The organism is Caldimonas brevitalea (assembly GCF_001017435.1).
Lineage (GTDB): Bacteria > Pseudomonadota > Gammaproteobacteria > Burkholderiales > Burkholderiaceae_C > Caldimonas > Caldimonas brevitalea.
In genome coordinates, this window is sequence record NZ_CP011371.1 from 2,671,306 (window position 1) to 2,695,536 (window position 24,231).

Below are 24,231 nucleotides of genomic sequence, written 5' to 3' on the forward strand. Positions count from 1 at the left end.
GTGACAGGCCACTAGAACGCGCCGTCGGTGGTGACGGAAAGCTGCGCGTGCTGATCCATCTCCTTGCGCCTGCGTTCGAAGGCGCCGGACGCGTAGCCAAGGGCATCGGTGCCCGCGAGGAAGTGCAGGGGCGGCTCCGGCATCGCGGCCAGCTCGACGACCACACGGCCGAGCTTTACCGGGTCACCGGGCTGCTGATGGTTGTAGTCCTCATAGGTCGAACGCGAGTGGTTCGACACCTCGGCATACTCGGCGACCTTGCGCGTGCCGTACTGGACCGAGCGCTGATCCAGGAAGTCGGTGCGGAAGAACCCGGGCTCGATGACGGTCACCTTGATGTTGAACGGCGCGACCTCGAGCGCGAGGGACTCCGAGAACCCTTCCACCGCAAACTTGGCCGCGCAATAGATGGACGAGGCCTCGAACCCCATGAACCCGCCCACCGAGGACAGGCTCATGATGTGGCCGCGTCGCTGCTTGCGCATCACGGGCAGTACCGCGCGGGTGACATGCATCAGCCCGAACACGTTGGTCTGGAACTGCCGCTCGACCTCGGCGCTCGCGACCTCCTCGAACAGGCCCAACTGCCCATACCCCGCGTTGTTGACCAGCACGTCGATGGCACCGAAGCGGCTCTGCGCGACCTCGACTGCCGAGGCCGCGTCCTGCTCTCGGGCAACGTCCAACGGCAGGCAGAGGACACGCTCGCCATACGCGGCATAGGCCTCTGAAAGCTGATCGACGTGACGGCCAGTGGCGACGACCCGGTCGCCGACCGCAAGTGCCGCCTGTGCGATCCGGGCGCCGATGCCGCGCCCTGCGCCGGTGATGAACCAAACCTTGCTCATGTCTATCTCCTGATGGCTGTGTGAAGCACACGCTTGCTGAACATGAGAGGCATCGTAGAAAGCATGACCCGACGGCACATGCCTGATTCTCTTCAGGGCTTGCACGATGCACCGCGTCTGCATCCGCGACGGCGCCGCGGCGATCGTGATCGGCGAGACACGCCCTGCCAAAGCCGCGGCGCAATCATCAGTCGCAAGACCTAGGAGGCGGCCGAGTGGCAGCTCTGAAGCTGCCATACGTCCAGGTTGTTTACGTTTGCTTGCAGCGACATCGCGCAGGTTCGACCAAGTTGTTCCATCAGCACAGGTTCGACCCGCTCTCAACTGCAACAGGAGCACACGCCATGCGGTACACGTTCGTGAGACACGTTTTCGGCTGTTTGATGTTCGCGATGCTTTGCGCCGCGGCGAAGGCGACCACGCCGATCACCTATGACTTCACGGTGCGCTGGGACCACGCACCCCAGGTTTGGGGCAGCTTTGCGATCGAGCCGGACGCGGCGCCGCCGGGTGGTGGCCCGTTGAAAGCGACCGATTTGCTGCTCGATCTGTCGTTCAACGTCGCCGGCCGTGCTTATGACGAGAGGAGCGCGACCACCGGCTACCTCGAGTTCGCGCCGTCGGGCGAACTGCTGTATGCAGTGCTGGGCAACAACTGCTGGGCCGGCGGCTGCCAGACGACCGGGGAGCCCGGCCGCTTCGACTGGACGTTCTCCTTCTACACCTACCAGACCGGCTGGTTGCCGCCCAGCCAGCGCGGCATTGCGCACTGGGTCGACAACGGCCGCTCGCAAGTCGACCGTTTCGAAGAGGACTGGGGTGAGGTCTACGCGGGCCATCTGCCCCCGGTCCCGGAGCCCGGCACCCTTCCGCTATTGCTTGCGGGGGTGGCCGGGCTCGGGCTGTGGCGGCACCGACGACGCCGGCTGCGCTGAGGGCCGGGCGGGGCGGGCCGGTCGGGTGCGTCAGCGGCGCGCCCGCATGGAATGGCGTGCCTGGACGAATTCGAAAGCGAAGCTGACGGCCTCCGCCACCGCTTGTTCGATCTCGCCCCTTTCCTTCTCGGTCAGGTAGAAGACCAAGTCGACTTCGTGGCGGATGTAGCGCGGCGGCAGCCGGTTCAACGCGACGCACGCGACGTCGGGCAACTGCTCGGGCGCGACGGCCGGATAGCGTCCGGTGGCATCGGCAATGGCCTCCATCACCGGGCGTTCGTAGTAATTGCGGATCGACGTGAAGTCGGCTGTGGTGCTCATACGGACAACTCCTGAAACCGGGCCACAAGTATCGCGCAGTGCCCGGTGTCCCTCGCAACGGAAGGCGCCACCAGCCGAGAAGGGGCCGACCCAGCGGTGGCTAAAAGGCAAGTCCGGCTGATGTGATCGATGGCGTTGATCAGCGATCCATCAAATGCACAGGTGAAGTATCAGCAAACCTTCCTTCCGAGTGTGCTGTCGCGTATGGTCGTGCACCAGCAGAGCAGGGCGGCGCATCCGCCACTCGGTGAGGCAAGGTGACGTCGACTCACCGAGACCGAACGCGGCGTCTTCTACAAGATCTGTCGACGCAGGCGCCCATCAGCTTTACGGAACGCTTACGCCCAGACGGCCCTTCTGGCATTCGCAGTCGAAGGGCACGATCACGATGCTCTCGCCATACTGAAGGTGCATGAGCGAAAGGCATGCGGGTCGCCTCGGCCTGCGCAGTCCGCATCGATGCCATCACCGCGCAACGCTGCATCGTCGCGAGATGGAGCACCGCGACTGCACCTTCGCATCCACATCCGGACTGCCTGTTCATGCAGGGCGGTTCATCCCTTGGAGAGAACATGTTGCATACCGCAATCAAGACGGCTGCCATCCTTTTGCTGGCGGCTTCATTCAACGCCGGCGCTGCGCCCGTGCCCACGGTCGAGACGGTGACCACCGTCGAAGGTCGAACCGGTTGGTGTGGCCCTCTGGCGCCGGCCGGGCCCTGGTGTGCTGCCCACGCTGATTGATCAGCGCCTGTAGCGCCTGACGGCAGAGGATCCGGTTAGCGCTGATCGGGTCCTCACACGTGAGCCGCTGCACGGCGTGTGGGGACGGAGCCGCGCGACGAGCCGAGAGCTTGTCGAGGTCAGACGTCGGCCGAGAGCGAAAGCAGCGCGGGGCGACCCGCAAGCTCAGCGGGCCCGACGTGCGTCGCCCGGCGGCCTTGCCCGGTGGATGGATCGATGCGGGCAGGAGGTGTCGTGCAGGCGACCAACCAGGGATCGTCGGGTCGTCCGCCGAAGCTCGTCACGAGGAAGTGCACGAAGGCCTGCGTGCTCCCCGGGTTGGGCCCGTGGTCTGGCATGGCGGCATACAAGGTGTAGGGCGTGGTCCGCCACTCCGGCAACAGGCGAACCAAGGCGCCGCGTTGCAGCGCGTGGCGGACCATGAAGGTGGGCAGCGAGGCGATGCCCATCCCGGCCAGTGCCGCGGCCAGCAGCGACTCGCCGTGTCGGGCCTGCAGCGCGATGCGAGGCTCGAGCTCGATCGCCTCGTTGTCGCGCTCGAAACGCCACACCTGCGGCACGCCGGGCACGTCCGCCACGAGGCAGTCGCGTTCGAGCAGCTCGCGCGGGTGCGCCACCGGCCCGGTGCGCCGGAGGTAGCTGGGAGATGCGCAAGGGATGAGGTGCGTCTGCACCAGCTGGCGCACCGCCAGGTCGTCCTGCAGCCGGCTGTCTTCCTTTGCGATCTCGATCGACACGTCATAGCGACTGTCTACATCCAGGCCGTATCCCCGCGGCGTGACCTCGAGCGACACGCCGGGGTATCTCTCGGTGAAGGCCGGCAGGCGTCGGGCCACCTCATACACCAGAAAGGCCGAGGGGCCGACCAGACGCAGCTTGCCCCTCGGCTCCGCGGCCATCGCCGCCACCGCGGCGTCCGCCTCGTCGACCTCGCGCAGGATGCGCCGCGCCCGGTCGAGATAGATCTCTCCGGCGACCGTGAGCGCGAGGCGACGGGTCGTGCGTTGCAGCAGGCGCGCACCGAGTTCTGCCTCGAGGCCGGCCAACGTACGGCTCAAGGCCGCGCTCGTCAGTCCGAGCGCACTGGCCGCTCGGGAAAAACTGCCGGTGTCCACCACCTTGGTGAACACGGACAGCGCGTGCAGTTTGTCCATTCGACATCTGAAGCGTGTGATGTGGGCAGCAGCAGGGCTGCGAGGCTGGCTTGCACCTGTCACGGCCTCTTCCCGTCGCAGGTTGCGCGCCGCCGCGCGTCTATCGACCGGTCATCAACCGATCCACCAACTGCTTGACGGTGGGCGTGAAACCATTCGCATAGAAAGGATCCGAGGCAAAGCGATAGGCGTTGTGTCCGCCGAACATCAGGTTCCGGTCCAGCATCGCGTCATCGGCATGTTCGTCGCGCACCTCCTGCAGCGTTTTCTGGATGCAGAAGCTGCGAGGGTCGGCTTTCGCGCCGCTGCTGAAACTCGGCGTGTGCTGCGACCAGCTCGAGAACCGGCACTGGCTGAGGCAACCGATGCAGTTCTTCTGGTCGCGCCGGATCTCGTCGGCCTTCTCCGGTGTCACGAAGATCAGCGTTTGGTCCGGCGTGCGCAGGTCCTCGGTGAACCCCGAGCGCCGCCATACCTCGGCCCGCTCCAGTTCGGAGGGCGTCACGTAGTAGACCTGATGCGGGCCGACCTGCAAGGGCGCGGGTTGTGCCTGCGTCGGCTCGGTCGCATAGGGGATCTCGTGTTCGAGCCGCTGATACAGCTCTTGCAGAAAGCCGTTGTGGACCGCGCTGGAATAGAACCCGGTGGGGCTGAAGCGGTTCAACAGCACGTCTCCCTGCTTCAAGGTCCTGAGCCGCTGTTTCCAGGCCTGGCCGATCGGGCTTTCCTGGGTGAGCAGCGGACGGGTGCCGAGCTGAAAGGCGATCGGGCCGAGCTCGGGGTTGTCGATCCAGTGCTCCCACTCTTCCAGCCACCAGACGCCGCCAGCCATGATGATCGGCGTCGAGTCGAGGCCGAAGCCGCGCATGGACTTGCGCAGCTCCAGCACGCGGGGATAGGGGTCGGCCGGCTGGTCGGGGTCTTCGCTGTTGGACAGCCCGTTGTGGCCGCCTGCGAGCCAAGGGTCTTCATACACCACCGCCCCCAGCAGCTCGGCCGTCTTCGCATAGGCGCGCTTCCACAAGGCATTGAACGCGCGCGCGGAAGACACGATGGGGTAGTAGTGCACGCCGTACTTCGCGGCGATCTCGCTCAGTCGGTAGGGCATGCCGGCGCCGCAGGTCACGCCGTGGATCAGCCCCGCGGCGCCCTCCAGCATGCCGTCGAGGATGCGCTCGGCACCGCCCATCTCCCACAGCACGTTGACATGCACACGACCGTTCGGGCCAGCGATGTCGTGAGCGCGCCGGGCCTGCGCGATGGCGCCGCGGATGGACTGGGCAATCAGTGTTTCGTGGCGCTCCTGTCGGGTGCGCCCCGGAGCATCCGCGCGCACCGGGCGGCCCCCTTCGTCGAAGCTGTCGGGCAGCGCGGCACTGAAGGTGCCGACGCCGCCCGCCCGTGCCCAGTGGCCCGCGGACACACCGTTGGAGACACCGACGCCCTTGCCGCCTTCAACGAGGGGCAGCAGCTCGACGCCGCCCATGCGGATCGCGTTGACAGCTTTCATGGTCGTCATCCATTCGGGAGTGGTGAATACAGATCGTGATGGGGCAGGGCCCCGCCGCTTGGACCTTGCCGTTCACGTCGGCTTGCTCGCATGGGACTTGAAGTAGTCGCTGAGCAGCGTGATCTTTCCGCCGGTCGCCTCGACCAGCGTCGCGCCGGCGTTGCGGTACGGACCGGCGCCCTTCCAGACACCCTCGTTCTCCCAGAAGACGCAGGCCCGGGCACCGTCGGACAGCACGCCGGTCTGGGTGAACGTCAGGTATTCGAAGTTGCCGTAGAGCCGCTGCAGGAAGAACAGCACGGTCTTCTTGCCCTGCATCGGACGCAGCCCGGGGAAATCAAAGCTCACGCCCTCGTCGAAGATCTCGCCCAAGGCGTGAAGGTCCTGATCGTTCATCGCACGGAACAGGTGTTGGGTCAGCAGCAGCACAGATGTCATCGTCAGCTTTCCTCTGTCTGGGGGTTGGGCGCCGGCCTCACGACCGCACCGTGTCGGCCTCGCGGCGCAGGTCTGCGGGTGAAGAGGGCACGGGTGCCGGGCGGTTCTCGGTCAGTCGCAGCGCTTCGATGCGGCGGGTCAGCGCCGCGACGCTGGGCGACGAGAACAGGTCCCGAATCGACAGCTCCACCGTGAAGACCGTACGCAAACGGTTGATGGCCCGCATCGCCAGCAACGAGTCGCCGCCGAGCTCAAAAAAGCTGTCATCGGGGCCCACCGCCTCGACGTTCAGCAGCTCGGCAAACAAGCCGCACACCGCCTCTTCCAGGGCGCTGCCCGGTGCTCGGTCGCTGCGGCTGGTGAACACCGGCGCGGGCAGCGCACCTCGATCGAGCTTGCCATTCGCGGTCAGGGGCAGGGTGTCCAGCACCACCACGGCCGCCGGCACCATGTGCTCAGGCAGTTCCGCCGCCGCCTGGGCGCGCACCACCTGCGGGTCGACGCTGCTGCCTGCTGCCGGCACGACATATGCGACCAGGCGCTTGTCACCCGGCTGGTCTTCTCGCACCACCACTTCTGCTTGGGCCACCGCCGGATGCCGAGCCAGCACGAGCGCGATCTCGCCGAGCTCGATGCGGAAGCCGCGCACCTTGACCTGCTCGTCCGCGCGTCCGAGGAAGTCGAGCCCGCCGTCGGCACGCCAGCGGGCCAGGTCGCCGGTGCGGTACATGCGAGAGCCGCTGGCGCCGAAGGGGTCGGCCACGAAGCGTTGTGCCGTCAGCGCCGGGCGTCCGAGATAGCCGCGCGCCAGCCCGGCACCGGCCACGTACAGCTCGCCGGTGGCGCCCACCGGCACGGGGCGCAAGGCGGCGTCCAGCACATAGGTGCGCAGATCGGGGATGCGGTGGCCGATCTGGTGCTGAGCCTGCCCGTGAGCGATCTCCCGGGTCACCGGCAGGTAGCTGACATGGACGGTGGTTTCGGTGATGCCGTACATGTTGACCAGCTGCGGCGCCGTGTCGGCATGGCGCGTGTACCAGTCCTGCAGGCGCCGCACATCGAGGGCTTCGCCGCCGAAGATCACAAAGCGCAGCTGCAGCCGCTGCCCCAGCGTCGGGTCGTCCCGGTCGGCCTGCATCAGCTGCTGGAAGGCCGACGGGGTCTGGTTCAGCACCGTCACGCCTTCATGCACCAGCAGGCGCAGGAACTCGGCCGGCGACCGGCTGACCTCGTAGGGCACCACCACCAGCCGGCCGCCACGCAGCAGCGCACCCCAGCATTCCCACACCGAAAAGTCGAAGGCATAGGAATGGAACAGTGTCCAGACATCGCCGGGTCCGAAACCGAACCACGCCTCGGTGCTGTCCAGCAGTCGCACCACGTTTTGATGCGGAACCACCACCCCCTTGGGTTTCCCGGTGGAGCCCGAGGTGTAGATGACGTAGGCCGGATGCTCGGGGTCGAGCGGGCGGATGCGCTCCGCATCGCTCGGGTCATGGGCTGGTTGTCGCCGCAGGGCGTCGACCAGCGCGGGATCGTCGAGGTGCACGCGCGTGCCGTCGCCCGGCGCCTGCGATGCCAGCCCGGCCGTGGTGACGGTCGCGGCGGGGCGGGCATCGGCCAGCATGAAGCCGAGGCGGGCGGCCGGATAGTGCGGGTCGAGCGGCAGGTAGGCGGCGCCGGTCTTCAGGATCGCGAGCAGGCTCACGACGAGGTCCGCGCTGCGCTCGAGGCATACCGCGACGATGTCTTCCGGGCCGACCCCCAGGCCGATCAGGTGGTGCGCCAGGCGGTTGGCGCGCTCGTTGAGCGCGGCATAGGTGAGGCGCTCTTCTGACGCGACCAGTGCCACGGCGTCCGGTGCCCGCCCCGCTTGCTGTTCGAACAGCGACGCGAGCGTGGTGCGGCGGGGGCTCGGCTCCGCCACGTTCCAGTCGGTGAGCAGCCGTTGACGCTCCTCTGCCGCCATCAGGTCGACCGCTGCGATCGGTGCGCCGAGGTCGGCGACCAGCGTGTTCGCGAGGCGGATGAAGCGCTCGCGGTGGCCGCTCAGCTCGTCCTCGGTGTAGAGCGCCGCGGGCGCGTCGAAGGCAATGCGCAGGCCTTTGCCTTCGCCGTCGTCGTAGATCGTGAGGGACAGATCGTCGACCGGGCCATTCGAGAGATTGCAGGTCCGCCCCGCATGCCCGGCGAACCACACCTCGCTGTCGAAGGCCATCACGTTGACGTTGTGCGCGTACAGGCGCGCCACCGCACCGGCCTGCTGCAGGTCCCGCAACATCGTTTCACCCCGGTATCGCTGATGGCGCAGCGCCTGGCGGACCTCGCGGGCCGTTTGCTGGAACAAGGCGCCGAAGCCGAGGTTGGGCGTCATCTCGAAACGCAGCGGCAGCACATTGGCCAGCATGCCGGGAATACGGCGCAGTTCGCGCCCGGGCCTGCCGGTCACCGGCAAGCCGAGCACCAGATCCTCCTGCCCGGTCATGCGGTACAGGTAGGCCGCCACCAGGGCGATCAGCAGGGGCGGCACGCCCGCGCCGTTGTCGCGCGCGATGGCCCGCAGGGCGTCACCGGTCGCGGCCGGCAGCTCGGCCCACTGGCGGTGGAACTTGCCCGGGGGCGCAGCGGCCGCCGCTGCCGTCCCGGTGGAGAGGCTGACCGCCTCGGGGCAACCGGCCAAGCGGCTGATCCAGTAGGTGCGGTCGTGTTCGAGGGCGTCCGACGTGTGGTAGTCGCGGTCGGCCGCAATCATGTCCTCGAGCTTGCCGAACCACGCCGGCGGGGGAGCTTGCTGCAGCATCAGCGCGCTGTAGATCTCCGCAAGGCGGTGCATCAGCAAGGTCAGGCCGAAGGCGTCGGCCACCAGGTGATGGCCGCACAAGTACCAGAAGAACCGGTCCGGCGCGGCGCGAAACAGCGCCATGCGGAACAGCGGGCCGTGTGCGAAGTCGGGCGGCTGCGCCAGGTCGGCCTGCATCCAGGCTTCCGCCGCCGCCTGTGGGTCGGGCTCCCCGCTGACGTCGATCAGCGGGAAGGGCCAGGCCATCGTGTCGTTCGGCGTTTGCCGCGGGCCTTCGCCGTGGTCGTGGAACACCGCCCGCAGGCAGTCGGCCTCGGCCATTGTCTGTCGCAGCGCCGCGCCGAACCGCGCCACATCGACCGGCCCGCGGATGTCGGCATAGCCGGCGGTGTTGTAGACGCCGGTGCCGGGGTTCAGTTGCTCGGCGATCCAGATCTCTTGCTGGGCCGGCGACAACGGATAGGACGGGGTGTTGTGATTCGCTTGCATGTCCTCAGGCCTCCGGTTGGGCGTGTGCGCGGCGGGCCACGCTGCGTGGGCGCAGGTCGGTCCAGTGCGCCTCGATGTAGTCCAGGCAGGCCGGCCGCGTCTCGCTCCCGAACGCGATCTCCCAGCCGGCCGGGACTTGCAGCGATGCGGGCCACAGCGAGTGCTGGCCCTCTGCGTTGACCAGGACCAGAAACGCGCCGTCGACGTCGTCAAGTAGATGGGTCATCGATATCCTCTTGTTGCGGTGGAAGGTGTTGCGCGAGCGTTGCGGGATTGCGCAAGGCCCTGCAGCGCAGCACGGCGACGAAGGCCGCGCCGTAGAGCGCCGCGGCGAGCAGAAACGGCGCGCCCGGGAAGAACAAGGCCGGTGTGTTCGCCTGCGTGAAAAACTCGAACGAGCGGGCGCCGACCAGCGGCGCCAGCGACGCCGCCAACCCGCTCAGGCACACCAGCGCGCCCTGGTACTCGCCTTGCCGCCCGGCGCCGGCCCGTACCGACACGAGCGCACGCAAGGGTGGGTCGCTCAGCAGCGCCAGCGAGTGCAGACCGATCGCCATCGCAAGCCATGCGAAGGAGCCGGCGCCGCTGTAGACCACGTACGCGGCGACAAACAGCGCATAGCCGATCAGCGCAGATCGGTACTCGCCCAGGCGACGCAGCACCTTGGGCAGCAGCAGGCTTTGTGTCATGACGATGCCCAGGCCCAGCGCCGCCAGGGCCAGCCCGTTCTCGGCTGGTCCCCAGCCGAGCCGCAGCTGGTTGGACACCACGAAGCAGGCCAGGAAGATGCCGTAGGCGGTCATGCCCAGGCAGATCGCACCGGCCAGGGTGCGGAACACCTTGTCGTCCCGCACCAGCGCCAGGCTGCCGAAGGGATGCGCGCGCCGCCATGCGAACGGCGTTCTGCGCTGGGGCGGCAGGCTTTCGGTCAGCAGGAAGACCGCGCCGAGGAAGTTGAGGACGGCCAGCACACCGGCCGCGACGAATGGCACGCGTGGACCCAGCGCCCCTAGCAGCCCGCCGAACGCCGGGCCGGCGATCAAGCCCAAGCCAAGCACCGCGCCGGCCAACCCGAAGCGCCGCGACCGGTCGGCCGGCGGCGTCACGTCGGCCAGGTAGGCGGTGGCCGCCGCCGCCCCGGCCGCGGTGCAGCCGGCCAACAGGTGCGCGGCCAGCAGGCCGCCGAAGCTGTGGGCGCTGGCGCCGAGCGCAAAGGCGGCGGCGGTGCCGAACAGGGTCAGCAGCAGGACCGGCCGGCGGCCCCATGCATCGCTCAGCGTGCCCCACAGCGACCCGAACACGAACTGCATGAAGGCAAAGCCGGTCAGCAGTGTGCCGAGCGTCGTCGGCACGTCGGCGGCCGCGACACCGGCGGCCTTCAGCAGGTCGGGCAGCACCGGTGTCGCGACACCGAGCCCGATCGCGTCGAGCGCCAAGGTCGCCAGGACGATCCCCAGCTGTCGGCGCGTCTGCACGGCAGGTGGCTGCAAGCCGAGCGAGGGTGCGGTGTCCACGCTCATCGGCTCGACCCCTTCGTGGCCTGGGCGAGCGCCAGGCGCAGCGGCGTGGCCACCTGCTCGACGTGCTCGCTCATCAAACAGGTGTAGTGGTTGCCCGGCACCTCGACGATCTCGATCGGCAGGTCGGTGAAGTGCTCCCAGCCCCAGGCGTGGCTGTCGCGGATCTCCGGCAGGTGGATGCCCTGCGGCATCGGCTCCACTGCCTTGACCAGCAACATCGGGATCGGCAGCTTGACCCGGGGCGGGTTGTACTTCGGCGACAGGTCGGCCGCCGCGCGGTAGACGTTGAACAGGCCGCGTATGGAACTGTTGTCGCTGTGCGCCTGCACCAGCTCGAAGCGTGCGAGACGCTCGCCGATGAAGTCGAGCAGCTGCGGCCGTGACAGCTGCCGCAAGGCCGCTTCGTCGACCCCCTCCATCATCTCCAGCTTGCCGGAGTAGTAGGCGAAGATGCCGAGGATCACGCTGGCGATCGCAGCATCGTCCTGGTGGGGCACGTACGAGTAGGGCGGGGCCGCAGAATCGACCAGCGCCAGCAAGCCCACTGTGTCGCCCGCCGACTGCAGTTGGCGCGCCATCTCGTAGGCGACCTTGCCGCCCAGCGAATGGCCGCCGAAGTGATACGGGCCGTGCGGCTGGACCGAGTGCAAACACTGCACATAGTGGGCGGCAATCTGCTCGACCGAGGTGTGCGGCTCGTGCAGACCGTCCAGCCCCAGGTACTGCAGCCCGATGACCGGGCGGTCGGCCTTGAGCGCGGTGGCCAGCGGCAGCAGCTGGGTGATGTTGCCGCCCATGCCGGGCAGGCAGAAGAACGGCGCTTGGGTGCCCGCCTTGCTCAAGGGCACGACGCAATAGCGGACGGCCGCATTGTCGGTTTGGTGCGTCGCCGCGTCGGCCTCCAGCGAGCGCAGGATGCGGGCGAGCGTCGGTTGGTCGAGGAACTCGCCCAAGGTCAGACAGCGGTCATACAGGTCGCGCACCCGCGAGATCAGCTGGGTCGCCAGCAGCGAGTGGCCGCCCAGCTCGAAGAAGTCGTCCTCGAGGCCGATCTGTTCGACGCCGAGCAACTCTTGCCACAGCGCCGTCAGCACCTGCTCGGCATCGGTGCCTGTCGGCGGGCTCGATGGCACCCGGGCCGCCTTCGCCTGGCGGGCCGGAGTCCGGGGTGCCGCGCCGCCGAAGTCGGCGGCGTTGACCACCAGCTGCGGGTGGGTCAAGCCGAGCGCCAGATCGAAGACCAGACGGCCTTGTCGATTCGTCAGCCCCTGCACCGCCGTGGCGCCTTGCTTCGCGGTGCGGGCGGCATAGGCCACCGCCATGCCGGTCTCCGACCAGGCGTCCCAGTTGACCGACACCGCCGCCAGGCCCTGCCCACGCCAATGACGGGCGACGGCATCGAGGTAGGCGTTGGCCGCAGCGTAGTCGGCCTGGCCCAGGCCGCCCACCACCGAGGCCAGCGACGAGCACAGCACCACGAAATCGGGCCTATCGTGCTCGATGAGGTCGCGCAGGTGGTCGATGCCGTCCACCTTGGCGCCCAGGACCCGGCGCCATGCGGCCGGGCTGCCGGTTTCGATCAGGCCGCTGGCCTCGACGCCCGCCGCGTGCACGACCCCGTGCACACGGCCGTAGCGTTGCCGCAACCGGTCCACCGCGTCGGCCACCTGCGCCGCATCGGCCACATCGGCTTGCAGCACCAGCACTTCGGCGCCGGCTTCTTCCAGCAGGCGCACGCAGGCATCACGATCGGTGGCGACAGCGCGACCGGGCGATGTTGGCGCCGCACCGTCCAGACCCGTACGGCTCATCAGCGCCAGCTTCACGCCCCGTCGGCGGGTCGCGATGTGCCGCGCCAGCTCGAAGCCGATGCCGCCCAAGCCGCCGGTGATGAGGTAGACGCCGCCGTCGACCAGCCGGTCGCTCTCGACCGGCTGAGGCAGCGCCACGTACTGCGGCGTCTCGCGCTTGCCCTGGCCGAGCGTGACGGACGACACCGGGTCGACGCTGCCGGTCGCCGCCGCGGAGGCGCTCCAGCCGGACAGCTCGGCGTGCAGCAGCGCCTGCGTGGCCGCCTCGGTGTCTTCGAGATCGATGTGCCGGCAGGCGATGTCCGGAAACTCCCATTGCACCGCCTTCAGCAAGCCCACCGCCGTGGCCGCATGGCAGGCGGCCAGGGTGCGGGCGGCGCGCAGGCCGCGGGTCAGCAGCGACAGCCGCAGCGGGCCGCGTCGGCGCGCCAGCACCTGCAGCAGCGTGATCAGCGTCTCGAAGACCTCGCCACCGCCTTCGGCCGCGGCACCGGCCCACGTGTAGACCACGTGCTGCGGCACCCCGCCGTGCGGTTCCAGCGCCGTCAGCAGCTGCCGCAAGTCGTCGGCGTGGCCCGGGCGAAGGCCGAACTGCCGCTCGCCGAAATGCCGGAAGCCGTCGCTCCGCCGCACCACGACACTGCCTTGCGGCGCCTGTGCCACCAGGTCGGGCAGATCACCGCCTTCGTCGGCGAACAGCAGCCAGGGCGCCGGGGCAGGCGTGTGCGCGCCCAGCGGCGACGCCACCCACTGCACCACCCGGCAGCCGCGGGCCACCTCGGGTGCGTCCCGACGCAGCGCCCGCAGGCCGAAGCCCTGGATGTGCACCAGCACCACAGAACGCTGCGTCTGCTCGTCCCAGGCGAACACGGTGACGTCGTACACCCGCGGGGCGGTTTCGATCGCCAGGCTGTAGCACTGCGGCCGCAGCGGCTGGTGGATGGTCAGACGCTCGTAATGGAAGGGGATGGCGCCGTCCTCGGGTCGCAGCCAGGCCTGCAGGAACGAGGTGGCGAGGTCGAGCAGGGCCGGATGGAGCACGAAGTCCGGCAGGTCGTCGGTGTAGGCGGTGGGCAGTGCCAACTGCGCCAGGCCGCAGCCGTCTCCCAGCCACAGCGCGCTGACCGAGCGCCACCGGGGCCCGTAGTCGGCAAAGGCCTGTGCCAGGCGGGCCGGGCCGTCGTCGACCGGCTGCAACGCGAAGCGCTCGCGGATCGCGTCGGGTGAGCCGAACGCGGGTGTGGCGGCCGTGGTGGTGAACTGGCCGTTGGCGTGCAGCTGCCAGTGGGTCGGCGTTTCGTGGGTCGCGCTCTCGAGCGCGAACTCCAGGGCGCCGGCACGCTGTGTGAACACCACGCGGACGCGGCGCCGCGCGCCGGGCTCGAACACCAGCGGCGAAGGGAAATAGACATCGCACAGCGTCTGACCTGCCACCCCCGGGCCCGTGGCATGCGCGCGGCGCACCAGCTCCAGGCAGGCGGTGCCGGGGAGCACCCCCTGGCCGTCGAAGATGCGGTGTTCGTCGATGAACCAGGGCCGGTCGTCGAGCACACAACTGACCGTGGTGACGCCGCCGCCGCTGTCTTCACGCTGGAACGACAACGAGGCCGTGCCCTCGGGAGCGACGTGCAGATAGCCGCCGTCGGGCCGGTCCAGCCAGTGGCGGCTGCGCTCGAACGGATAGGTGGGCAGCGGCACGCGCCGCCCCGGCGTCGGCTGCTGCAGGCCGTCCCAAGCTACGTTCACCCCGCGCGCCCACAGTGTGCCCACGCTGCGCAGCAAGACCGCTTCATCCGAGGTCTGCTCCCGCGCGTGGCGCATGGTGGTCAGCAGCCGGGACCGCTCCAGCCCCTCGCGCCCGGTGAGCATCGAGCTGAGCGTGCGGCCCGGCCCGATTTCGAGCAGGACGACGTCGTCGAAGGTCGCCAGCACCGTCGAGATGCCGTCGGCGAACTGCACCGGCTGGCGCAGCTGGTCGCCCCAGTACGCCGGGTCGCGACGATCGCGCTCGTCGAACCATCCACCGCTGCGGTTCGAGATCATCGGGATGCGCGGCAGGCGGCTGGCCAAGCGGGCGCCAGCCCGGCCGACCCGCTCGGCGGCGCCTTGCATCGATGCAGAGTGAAAGGCGTGGGAGGTCGCCAGGCGCTGGCAGCCGATGCCGGCGGTGATGCAACGGTCTTCGAGCGCCGCCACCACCGACGGCGCACCGGCCAGCACGAACTGCTCAGGCCCGTTCACCGCTGCCAGTTCGCCGCCGATACGCAACAGGTCGGCCAGCTCCTCGCGCGACGCGGCGACGGCCAGCATCGCACCGGCGGGCTGGGCCTGCATCGTGGCGCCGCGCAGCGCGACCAGCGCGAGTGCGTCGTCCAGCGTGATCACGCCGCTCACGCAGGCGGCAACGAGCTCGCCCAGGCTGTGGCCGATCACGGCTTGCGGCACGATGCCCCAGGCTTCGAGCTGGCAGCTCAGCGCGTACTCGACGACGAACAGGGCTGGCTGCGTGTAGCGGGTCTGTGCGAGCCGTTGCGGGTCTGCCGGCTCGGCGGGCGAGCCGTACATCAGTTCGCGGACATCCAGGCCGAGAGAGGGGCGCAGCAGCTCGGCGCAGCGGTCCACCTCACGACGAAAGACACCCTCGCGTGTGTAGAGGTCGCGGCCCATGCCGACGTACTGGCTGCCCTGGCCGGGGAACATGAACACCAACGGGACCTGCGATCGCGACTCGCTGACCGGCAAGGTCTCGATCGAGGCGAGTTGGGTCGCGAGCTCCGCAACGCTGTGGCCGACCGCGAAGGTCCGGTGCTGGAAGGCGCTGCGCCCTTTTTGCAAGGTATGGGCGACGTCGCGCAACCGGCTGTCCGACACGGCCAGATGTGCCGCCAGGCGGGCCGCTTGCTGCCCGAGCGCGGCCTTCGACCGGGCCGACACCGGCAGGAGCTGCCAGCCTTCGTCGGTGCCGTTCGCGCCGTCTTCAACCGCACGTGGCGCTTCTTCCAGCACCACATGCGCATTGGTGCCGCCGACACCGAAGGAGCTGACGCCGGCACGGCGCGGCGCGGTGCCTCGCGGCCAAGGCCGGGCGGCGCGCACCACGTCGAAAGGCGTTTCGTCGAAGCGGATCTGCGGATGCGGTTGCTCGCAGTTGAGGCTGGGCGGGAGGGTCTCGTGCTGCAGCGCCAGGATGGTCTTGATCAACCCGGCAATGCCGGCCGCCGCATCGAGGTGGCCGATGTTGCCCTTGACCGACCCCAGCCCGCAGCTCCCGGCGGGCAGCGCGGCCTCGCCGGCGGCGTCCCGGAACGCCTGGGTCAACGCGCGCACTTCGATCGGGTCGCCCAGCGGCGTGCCGGTGCCATGCGCTTCGACATAGCCGATCGTTTGCGGGCTCACACCCGCGGCTTGCAGCGCGGCCTGGATCACGGCCGCCTGACCGGCGACGCTGGGCGCCGTGTAGCTCACCTTGCCGGCACCGTCGTTGTTGACCGCCGAGCCCTTGATCACGGCCTGCACGGTGTCGCCGTCGCGCAGCGCCGCGGACAGCGGCTTCAGCAGCACCAGGCCGCCGCCGCTGCCGTTCGCGGTGCCCCGGGCCTTCGCATCGAAGGGCCGGCAGCGGCCGTCGGGCGACAGGATGCCGCCTTCGGCATGGACATAACCGGCCTGCTCGGCATCGAGCGCCATCCCGCCCGCCAGGGCCATCTCGCATTCCCCGGCGCGCAGGCTGGCGCAGGCCAGGTGCACGGCGGACAGCGACGAAGAGCAGGCGGTGCCGACGCTGAGCGCGGGCCCGCGCAGATTGAGCTTGTAGGCGGTGCGGGTGGCGATGAAGTCCTTGTCGTTGCCGATCAGCCACTGGCCCGGCTCCAGGTGCAGGGCCTGTGCGTTCGGCATCACGTTTTGCAGCAGGTAGTAGCTGAAGGCCGCGCTGCCGAACACGCCCACCGAACGCGGGCTGCCGTGGTCGCCGTAGCCCGCTTGTTCGAGGACTTCCCAGGCCATCTCGAGGAACAAGCGCTGCTGGGGGTCCATCAGCTGCGCTTCACGCGGCGAGTAGCCGAAGAAGCCGGCGTCGAAGTCGGCCACCCCGTCCATCACTTTCACGCGGCGCACGAAGCGGGGGTTCTCGATCAGCTCCGCGGGGACACCGCGCGCCCTCAGCTGCGCGTCGGTCAGGTCCACCCCGGCCTCGTCGCCGGCCATCAGGCGTTGCCAAAAAGTCTGCAGATCGGGCGCCGACGGGAAGCGCCCGACCATCCCGATCACGGCGATCGCGTTCGGGTCGATCTCGGTCGCCGGCGCTTCGGCCGGCACGTTGTTCTGCGGCGTCGCTGGGGTGTTCAGGCGCAACAAGGCATCCAGCCGGGCCGACAAGGTGTGCAGCGTCGGATACTCGAAAACGTCGGTCAGCGAGAGCAGGTCGCCAAACACTTCGCCGATACGTTGGTGCAGCGCGACCGCGCGCAAGGAATGGCCGCCAGCGTCGAAGAAGTTCTCGTCGGCGCCGATCTCGTCGCGTTCCAGCAGCTCGCACCAGATCCGCGTGAGCCGCTGCAGCGTGGTCGACGGCAGCGCGACCGGCGGCACGACGACCGGCTCGACCGGCGACACAGCGGGAGCTGCGCCCGGCTTCAAGGCCTTCAACGCCCGCAGGTCGACCTTGCCGGTACTGCCGGTCGGCAGTTGGTCGAGGAACACCAAGGCCGACGGCACCATGACCTCCGGCACCGTGCGCCGCAACGCCTCCAGCAGCTCGGCTTTGGTGCCGCTACCCACCACGTAGCCCACCAGTTGCGCTTGCCCCTGGCGGTCGGGCTGGACCAAGGCTTCGGCGGCCCGCACGCCGGGCAGCTGGAGCAGTGCTGCGCGCACCGCGTCCAGCTCGACGCGGAAGCCGCGGATCTTCACCTGGCGGTCGACCCGACCGATGAACTGGATGCTGCCGTCGTCCAGGCGCCGCACGACGTCGCCGGTGCGGTACAGGCGCGCGCCCGTGTTGCCGCTGCAGGGGTCGGCGATGAAGGTGTGGGCGGTGCGACCCGGCAAGCCCAGATAGCCCTGCGCCACGCAGATGCCGCCGAGGAACAGCTCACCGGCGGCGCCCGCCGGAACCTCGCGGAACGCCTCGTCCAACACATACAACTGCGCGCCGCCCATCGGCCGCAGCACCAGGCGCTCACCCTCGGCCCAGTAGTCGGTCAGCGAGACGACGATGGCGCATTCGGTCGGGCCGTAGCCGTTGAGCAGGCGCCGCCCGCCGGCCCAGCGCCGCGCTACTTCAGGCGGGCAGGCTTCGCCGGCCACGATGAGGACTTGCAGATCGGGCAGGGGGGCGGCCGGCACCATGGCGAGCGCCGACGGCACGATCCACCAATGCGTGATGCGCTCGCTGGCCAGCCATTCGATCAGGCCGGGCCCCGGCAGCAAACGCTGCCGATCGCCGAACACGACTGCCGCGCCCGAGGCCAACGCCGGGAAGATCTCGCCGAGCACGACATCGAAGATGGGCGAGACATATTGCGCCATGCGCGACGTGTTCGTCAGCCGCATTTCGTCGCGCATCGCCAGCACGTTGTGGCAGACGCTCTCATGCGAGACGGCCACGCCTTTGGGGCGACCCGTCGAGCCCGAGGTGTAGATCACATAGGCACATTCGCCCGCCAGGTCGCGGGCGACCGGCTCGGGCGCCGCGGCCGCGGTATCCGCCAGGCGGGCGGTCACCACGGGCAGGCCGAACCGTTCGGCCGACGCGACGAGTCCGTCGCGGCACACCAGCGCCGACAGCGCGGCGTCTTCGACGATGTGCCGGTTCCACTCGAGCGTGTGGTCCGGGTCGAGCGGTACGAAGGCGGCGCCGAGGCGGTTGATCGCCAGCATCGCCGTCACGGTATGGGGGTGACGGCCCATGTAGATGCCGACCCGATCGCCGCGGCGCACGCCCACACCTTGCAAGGCCGCCGCCGTCGCGGCAGCGGCCGCCTCCAGTTCACGGTAGCGGAGCTTCAGGTCCGGCGCGTCGAGCGCGAGCCGGTCGCCGCCATCGACCAGACGCTCGGCAAACAGGCGGTAGAGGTCGCGCGGCGTGCTGGAGGCCGTGTCCTGCGCTGCCAGGTCCTCGCGGCGCGGCAGCGCCTCCAGGCGCAAGGCCGGGTTGTGCGACACCGCGCTCGCGAGAGCCAGGAAGGACTGCTGCATCGCGGCGAGCGCAGCTTCGCCGAAGCCGCCCGCGCGCGACATCAGGTGGGCGTGAACGACACCGCCCGACCGGTTGAGGGCGAACTCGAGATCGAGCTTCGCGGCATAGGCGTCCAGCGGCACCGGCTCGGCGGCGAGGCCTTCCAGCTGGAGGGGCGGGGTGTCGTCCAGCTCACACGAGAAGATCACCTGGTAGACGGGGTTGCGTCCCTGCACGCGCGGGGGCTTCAGCTCCTGAACCAGCCGTTCGAACGGCAGCTCGGCGTTTTCGTAGACGTCCAGGCAGACCTGTTTGGTGGTGAGCAGCAGGTCTTCGAAGCGGTTCAGCCCGTCCAGGCGGATCCGCAACGGCAGCGTGTTGGCAAACAACCCGATCACCGAGTCGAAGGCGGCCGACGGCCGCAGCGAGATCGGCGTGCCGATCACCACGTCGGTGTCTCCGGTGGCCTGGCTCAGCACCAGCGCGAACAGGCTGCAATAGAACATGTAGGGCGTGCAGCCGTGCTGCCGCGACCACCGCTCGATACCGCTGACCACCTCGGCGGCCAGCGGGAAGCTGAGCGATGCGGGGGCCGCGGCGTGGGTGGGTGAGGGGGGCGTTGTCTCGGGCAGCCGGAGGGGCGCCGGCAGGGCGTGCAGGCGGTCGCGCCAGAACGCCAGCTGGCGCTGTGCGGCGGGCCGGCGCAGCTGCTCGCGCTGCCAGGCGACGAAGTCGGCATAACGTGCGCCGGCAGCGGCCAGCGTCGGCGTGCGGCCGTGCAGCCGGGCCTGGTAAGCCGCCTGCAGGTCGGCCCAGAACAGGGGCAGCGAGGGCCCGTCCACGACGATGTGGTGCAGCGTGACGCACAGCACATGCTGCTGGTCGTCGAGTGTGAACAGCGCAGCGCGGACCAGGGGGCCGCGGCTGAGGTCGAACGCGATCTTCTGCTCCTCGCGCAGCCGCCGCGACAGGTCCGCGTCCGGCATGGTGCTCAGGTCGACGACGCGAAGCTCGACCGGCGTCGCGTCGTGGGCCGCCCGCACGGGTTCGAGCGAAACGGCGCCGGTGTCGTCCTGCAGCCTCTGCAAGGACGACGAGAACACGCTGCCCAGTGCCGGGTGGTGGTGCACGACGTCCTGGATCGCCTGCTGCAGGGCGGCGCGGTCGAGCCTGCCGACGAGGCGCCAGACGACGGGGATGTGGTAGCTGATGTCGTCGCGCTGCTTCATCGCGGCGAGCCAGAGGCTTTGTTGCGCGAAGGACAGCCAACGGGCGTCGGCATGCGCCGGCACCGAGGTCGGCACCGGCGCACCTTGCGAGGCCGCCGCTGCAGACTCGTCGATCCGCTGCGCCAGTTGCGCGACGGTCGGAAAGTTGAAGAGGGCCGACACCCCCAGCTCCACGCCGAAGGCCGTGTTCACCTTCGCGATCAAACGTGTCGCCAGCAGCGAATGCCCGCCGCAGAGGAAGAAGTTCTGGTCCACGCCGCCGACAGGGGCCGGCAGCACCGACTGCCACAGCGTCAGCAGGCGCCGCTCGGTGTCGGTGCCCGGCGCCGCCCGCGAGGGCTGCTGCGGCGCCGACAGGTCGAAGGTCTTGAGACGCTTGCGGTCGATCTTGCCGCTGGGCGTCAGCGGTAGCCGCTCGAGGCGTTCGATGTGGCCGGGCACCATGTGCGCGGCCAGACGTTCTGTGAGGTGTCGGTGCAGGGACTCCACCGGCGCGTCGGTGACGGCAAAGGCCACCAGCACCGTCTCTTCGAACCGCTCGTTGCGGGCGATCACGGCGCATTGACGCACTTCGGGGTGCGCCGACAAGGCGCTTTCGATCTCGCCGAGTTCGACGCGCAGCCCGCGCACCTTCACCTGGTGATCGCGGCGGCCCATGAACTCGATGGTGCCGTCGGGCAGGAGGCGGCACAGGTCGCCGGTGCGGTAGAAGCGGGTCGGCCCGTCGGCCCGCACCACACAACCGCTCGCATCGATGCTGCCGGACAGGAATTTATCGGCCGTCAACGCCGGGTTGTTGAGGTAGCGCTGCGAGACGGCGGGGCCGGCGATCAGCAGCTCCCCCGGCACGCCGATGGGCGTGAGCTGCAGTCGTTCGTCCACCACATACAGCTCACAACTCGGCAAAGGGCGGCCGATGGGCACCACGTCGCCGGGGGCGAGTGGATGAAGCGCGGGGTCGAACACCGAGCTGTCGATGGTCGCCTCAGTCACGCCGTAGGAGCCGAGCACGCGCGCGTGCGGGCCGCACAAGGCCTGCGCTGCGTGCAGCTCATGCCCGAACCAGACGTCGGCACCGCACACCAGCGTGTCCAGGCCGTCCAGACGTTGGCCGGTCTGCGAGCAATAGCGGATCAGCTCGCGCAGCACGACCGGCGGAAAGTCGCCGAAGGTGACCTTCTCGCGCGTCATCAGGCCGTGGACTTTTTCGGCGTCGAGCAGCCAGTCTCGCGGGCACAGGATCAAACAACCGCCGCAGCCGAGCGTGCGGCTCACGTCGCCGATGAACAGGTCGAAGGTCGGCCCGGCGAGCTGCAGCGTGACCGGGCGGCCCGGGGTGTCGAAGCGGTAGGCCTGGCACCACGCCAGATAGGACAAATTCAAGTTGCCGTGCGACACCTCCACGCCCTTGGGCGTGCCGGTGGAGCCGGAGGTGTAGATCACATAGGCCGCGTCGCCCTCCCGCAGCTCGGGGCCGTCGAACGGCATGTCCTTGCCCTCGTCAATGCCGAGCAGTTCATCGAGCAGGACGGCCTGCGCAGCGAGCGCGTCGCCGAGATGGGCCCGGTCTTGCGTGGTGGTCAGGATCAGCCGCGGTGCCGCGTCGTCGATCTTTTCGGGGACACGGGGATCGGTGGGGCCCAACGGCAGGTAGACACCGCCGGCCTTCAGCACTGCGACGAAGGCGATGATGAGCTCGTGCGAATAGGAGATGAGGGTGGCGACCGGCTGGCCCTGGGTGACACCGCGGGCGCGCAGGCCGGCGGCCACGCGGTTGGCGCGCCGGTCCAGCTCGGCGTAGGTGAGTCGGTGGTCGCCGTAAACAACGGCCTCGGCGTGTGGCGTGCGGCGCACCGAGGCGCGAATGCGCTCGACGATCGAGAGGTAGCCGGTCGAGACGAGCGGCTCGTCGGGCTGTGCCCACTGCAGCAGCTGCGTCAACTCGGCGGGGGGCACGAGCGATCCCTGCGTGAGGGGAGACTGCGGCGCCGCCAACAGCGTTTGCAGCAGCTGTTCGAAGTGGCTGGCGAGCCGTGCCACGGTGGTGTGGTCGAACAGCTCGGTGTCGTACTCGAAGATGCCGGCCAACTCGGTTCCGCTGTCTTCCAGCGACAGCGTGAGGTCGTACTTGGCGGTGCCGGTGTGCACCAGCGTGCCGCTGACGTCCAGCCCCTGCAGCTGCAACTTCCGTGGCGAGCCTTTCAGGTAATCGAACATCACCTGGAAGATCGGCGTGTGGCTCAGCGAGCGCGGCGGCCGCACCACTTCGACGATCTCGTCGAAGGGCAGGCGCGCGTTCTCGAAGGCGTCCAGCATCGTTTCCCGCACACGCTGGAGCAGCGTCAGGAAGCTGTCGGCACCCTGGAAGTCGAAGCGCAGCGGGATCAGGTTGATGAAAAAACCGATCAGCCGCTGCTGCTCCTCGGTGGCCCGGTTGGCGAACGGGCTGCCGATGACGATCTCGTCTTCCAGCGAATACCGATGCAGCAGCGTCGCGAAGGCCGCCATGCCGACCATGTAGGGCGTCACGCCGGTGCTGCGGCACAGCTTGGCGATGCCCGGTGCGATGCTCGGTCCGAAGGTGTGCTTCAACACCGCGCCGGCCTGCTGGCGTTGCGCGGGGCGCTGGCGATCGGTGGGAATCTTGTGAACGGTCGGCGCGCCCTCCAGCTGCCGGGCCCAATAGTCCCGCAGCCGGATCGTCTGCTGGGGGTCGAGCGGTGCGCCAACATCGGCCGTCTCGTATCGCACGGCAGGCAGCTGGGGCTCCGTGCCTGCGCGGAAGGCGTCGTAGGCCACACCCAGTTCGCTGAAGAACACCGTGGTGGACCAGTCGTCGAACACCATGTGGTGAATGTTCACCAGCAACTGGTGCTCGAATTCGTCGAGGCGCAGCAGCAGTGCGCGGATGGGCCGTTCGTGCTCCAGATCGAACACATGGGTGGCGTGCTGCTGCCCGTGTTCCGCGGCCTGTGCGAGTCGGTGCTCCGGCGGGAGATGGCTCAGATCCAGCGAGCGCAAGAGCTGCGACGGCGGCGCCAGCGAGATGCGCAGCTGACCGTCGTGCGTGTGGAAGCGCGAGCGCAGCACCGGGTGCCGCAGCACCAGAAAGTCGATCGCTTGTTCGAGCGCCTGCGTGTCGAGCGGCCCGGTCAGCTTGAACGACGCCGGCACGTTGTAGGTCGCCGAGCGCAGGTCGCCGCCGGTGACGAACCAGAGCCGGCGCTGCGCAGCCGTGGGCTCCAGCGAGACGACGGTGGTGGCGCCGGTGGTGTCGTGGCGATCGGGGCTGGCGGAGGAGGAGATGTCAGAACGTTGGCTCACGGTGGTCGATTCCGGTTCTCGATCGATGAATGGGTCAGGTGGGTTGCGCGCTGGACGCAGGGTTCAAGGGCGAGAAGTCGATCAAGATCACGGTGCGCGTGCCGTGTGAGGCGCCGGGGCTGCAGCTGACAGCCGTGACCTGGTGGCAGATGGCCGCGTCATCGATGATGTAGCTCTGCAGCGGCGAGCCCAGCACGAAGGCCGACAGCAGATGGCTGGGCACTTCGTCGAACTGGCGTCCCGTGTACCGCGGCGGCGCAATGAAGTTGACGCCGCCTTCGGCATGGCTGCGTTCGACCAAGTGCACCGCGGTGAACGGCTGCCCGTCCTGGTGCAGGCAGTCCGGCGTGATCCTGGCGACGGCGCCCGGCGTGGCCTGCATGCGGATCATGTGGAAACCGCACAGCAAATCGCCCTCGGCGTCGAACATCGGCGTGAGGCTCAGGTCGTACCAGATGAGCCGGTGGACGAGCGGCAACGCCAGGATGTCCTCGCGGGTGCGCGCGAAGTTGCGCACCACCCCTCCATGCTCCGGCTGGAACTCGCTGTGCTGCACATAGGCGATCTCGACACGGCCGTCCGGCGTGCGAGCGCCGGCCTTCCATGCAATCGTCTTGCGGCGCGGCGTGAGAATGCCTTCCGCATAGCTGCGATGGCGGCCCCCGGTGCCGAAGCGGTCGACCGGCAGGCTTCGGGCGTATTCCGTCAAGCGCTGCAAGTCAGCCGCTTCGTCGACCGCGACTTGCATGTCGGTCGCGTCGAACCTGGCCCATCCGCGTTGCTGCAAGGCTGCGCGCACGTCGCCGGGTTCCGTTTCCGGTGCTGCGGCAGCCCATTCCTGTCCTGTCATTTTTGACATGCTTTCCCGTTTTAAAAAAGGCACGCCCAACTGCATGGCACCGGTTGCCCGGCGGCAGATAAGAAGTTCAAA

Annotated in this window: 12 protein-coding genes; 2 read left to right on the top strand and 10 right to left on the bottom strand. The window is 69.0% G+C overall.

All coding sequences use genetic code 11. From position 1 onward, the window contains the following. Nucleotides 1-11: 11 nt before the first annotated feature. Nucleotides 12-1,085: an oxidoreductase gene (locus tag AAW51_RS11890; protein ID WP_238947838.1), complete on the bottom strand. Its 1,074-nt coding sequence runs from the start codon at nt 1,083-1,085 to the stop codon at nt 12-14. A 107-nt stretch (nt 1,086-1,192) separates the two neighbouring features. Here AAW51_RS11890 and AAW51_RS11895 point away from each other — a divergent pair, with 107 nt between their 5' ends. Further along, a complete protein-coding gene (locus AAW51_RS11895) occupies nt 1,193-1,783 on the top strand; it encodes a PEP-CTERM sorting domain-containing protein (protein WP_047194799.1) in 591 nt (196 codons plus the stop codon). Between the two features lie 30 nt (nt 1,784-1,813). Here AAW51_RS11895 and AAW51_RS11900 read toward each other — a convergent pair whose 3' ends face one another. Continuing rightward, complete coding sequence (locus AAW51_RS11900; RefSeq protein WP_047194800.1) at nt 1,814-2,104, bottom strand: late competence development ComFB family protein; 291 nt, start codon at nt 2,102-2,104, stop codon at nt 1,814-1,816. Between the two features lie 425 nt (nt 2,105-2,529). Between AAW51_RS11900 and AAW51_RS29900 the strand changes: the two genes are divergently transcribed. Further along, nucleotides 2,530-2,847: a hypothetical protein gene (locus AAW51_RS29900; protein WP_157359807.1), complete on the top strand. Its 318-nt coding sequence runs from the start codon at nt 2,530-2,532 to the stop codon at nt 2,845-2,847. Nucleotides 2,848-2,966: 119 nt separating this feature from the next. On the opposite strand, the gene AAW51_RS11905 is transcribed toward AAW51_RS29900, so the two are convergent. The 8 genes from AAW51_RS11905 to AAW51_RS11940 all read right to left on the bottom strand — a co-directional run bounded on the left by AAW51_RS11905 (nt 2,967) and on the right by AAW51_RS11940 (nt 24,150). Further along, nucleotides 2,967-4,001, bottom strand: coding sequence for a LysR family transcriptional regulator (locus AAW51_RS11905; RefSeq protein WP_053013496.1), 1,035 nt, complete (start codon nt 3,999-4,001; stop codon nt 2,967-2,969). Between the two features lie 100 nt (nt 4,002-4,101). Continuing rightward, the gene (locus tag AAW51_RS11910; protein ID WP_047194801.1) at nt 4,102-5,511 is read right to left on the bottom strand and encodes an NAD(P)H-dependent flavin oxidoreductase; all 1,410 of its coding nucleotides are present in this window, start codon (nt 5,509-5,511) and stop codon (nt 4,102-4,104) included. A 72-nt stretch (nt 5,512-5,583) separates the two neighbouring features. Then, nucleotides 5,584-5,949: a nuclear transport factor 2 family protein gene (locus AAW51_RS11915; RefSeq protein WP_047194802.1), complete on the bottom strand. Its 366-nt coding sequence runs from the start codon at nt 5,947-5,949 to the stop codon at nt 5,584-5,586. A gap of 37 nt (nt 5,950-5,986) precedes the next feature. Beyond that, nucleotides 5,987-9,238 carry a non-ribosomal peptide synthetase gene (locus tag AAW51_RS11920; RefSeq protein ID WP_083438240.1) on the bottom strand — a complete coding sequence of 1,084 codons (3,252 nt, stop codon included), beginning with the start codon at nt 9,236-9,238 and terminating at the stop codon, nt 5,987-5,989. Between the two features lie 4 nt (nt 9,239-9,242). Continuing rightward, nucleotides 9,243-9,464: an MbtH family protein gene (locus AAW51_RS11925; protein ID WP_047194803.1), complete on the bottom strand. Its 222-nt coding sequence runs from the start codon at nt 9,462-9,464 to the stop codon at nt 9,243-9,245. Then, nucleotides 9,448-10,758 carry an MFS transporter gene (locus tag AAW51_RS11930; protein WP_083438241.1) on the bottom strand — a complete coding sequence of 437 codons (1,311 nt, stop codon included), beginning with the start codon at nt 10,756-10,758 and terminating at the stop codon, nt 9,448-9,450. Before AAW51_RS11930 ends, AAW51_RS11925 begins: the two co-directional genes overlap by 17 nt. Next, nucleotides 10,755-23,300, bottom strand: a complete 12,546-nt coding sequence (locus AAW51_RS11935; protein WP_053013497.1) for a hybrid non-ribosomal peptide synthetase/type I polyketide synthase — start codon at nt 23,298-23,300, stop codon at nt 10,755-10,757. The genes AAW51_RS11930 and AAW51_RS11935 overlap by 4 nt, the downstream gene beginning before the upstream one ends. A 34-nt stretch (nt 23,301-23,334) precedes the next feature. Next, complete coding sequence (locus AAW51_RS11940; protein WP_238947839.1) at nt 23,335-24,150, bottom strand: 2OG-Fe dioxygenase family protein; 816 nt, start codon at nt 24,148-24,150, stop codon at nt 23,335-23,337. Between the last annotated feature and the right edge of the window lie 81 nt (nt 24,151-24,231).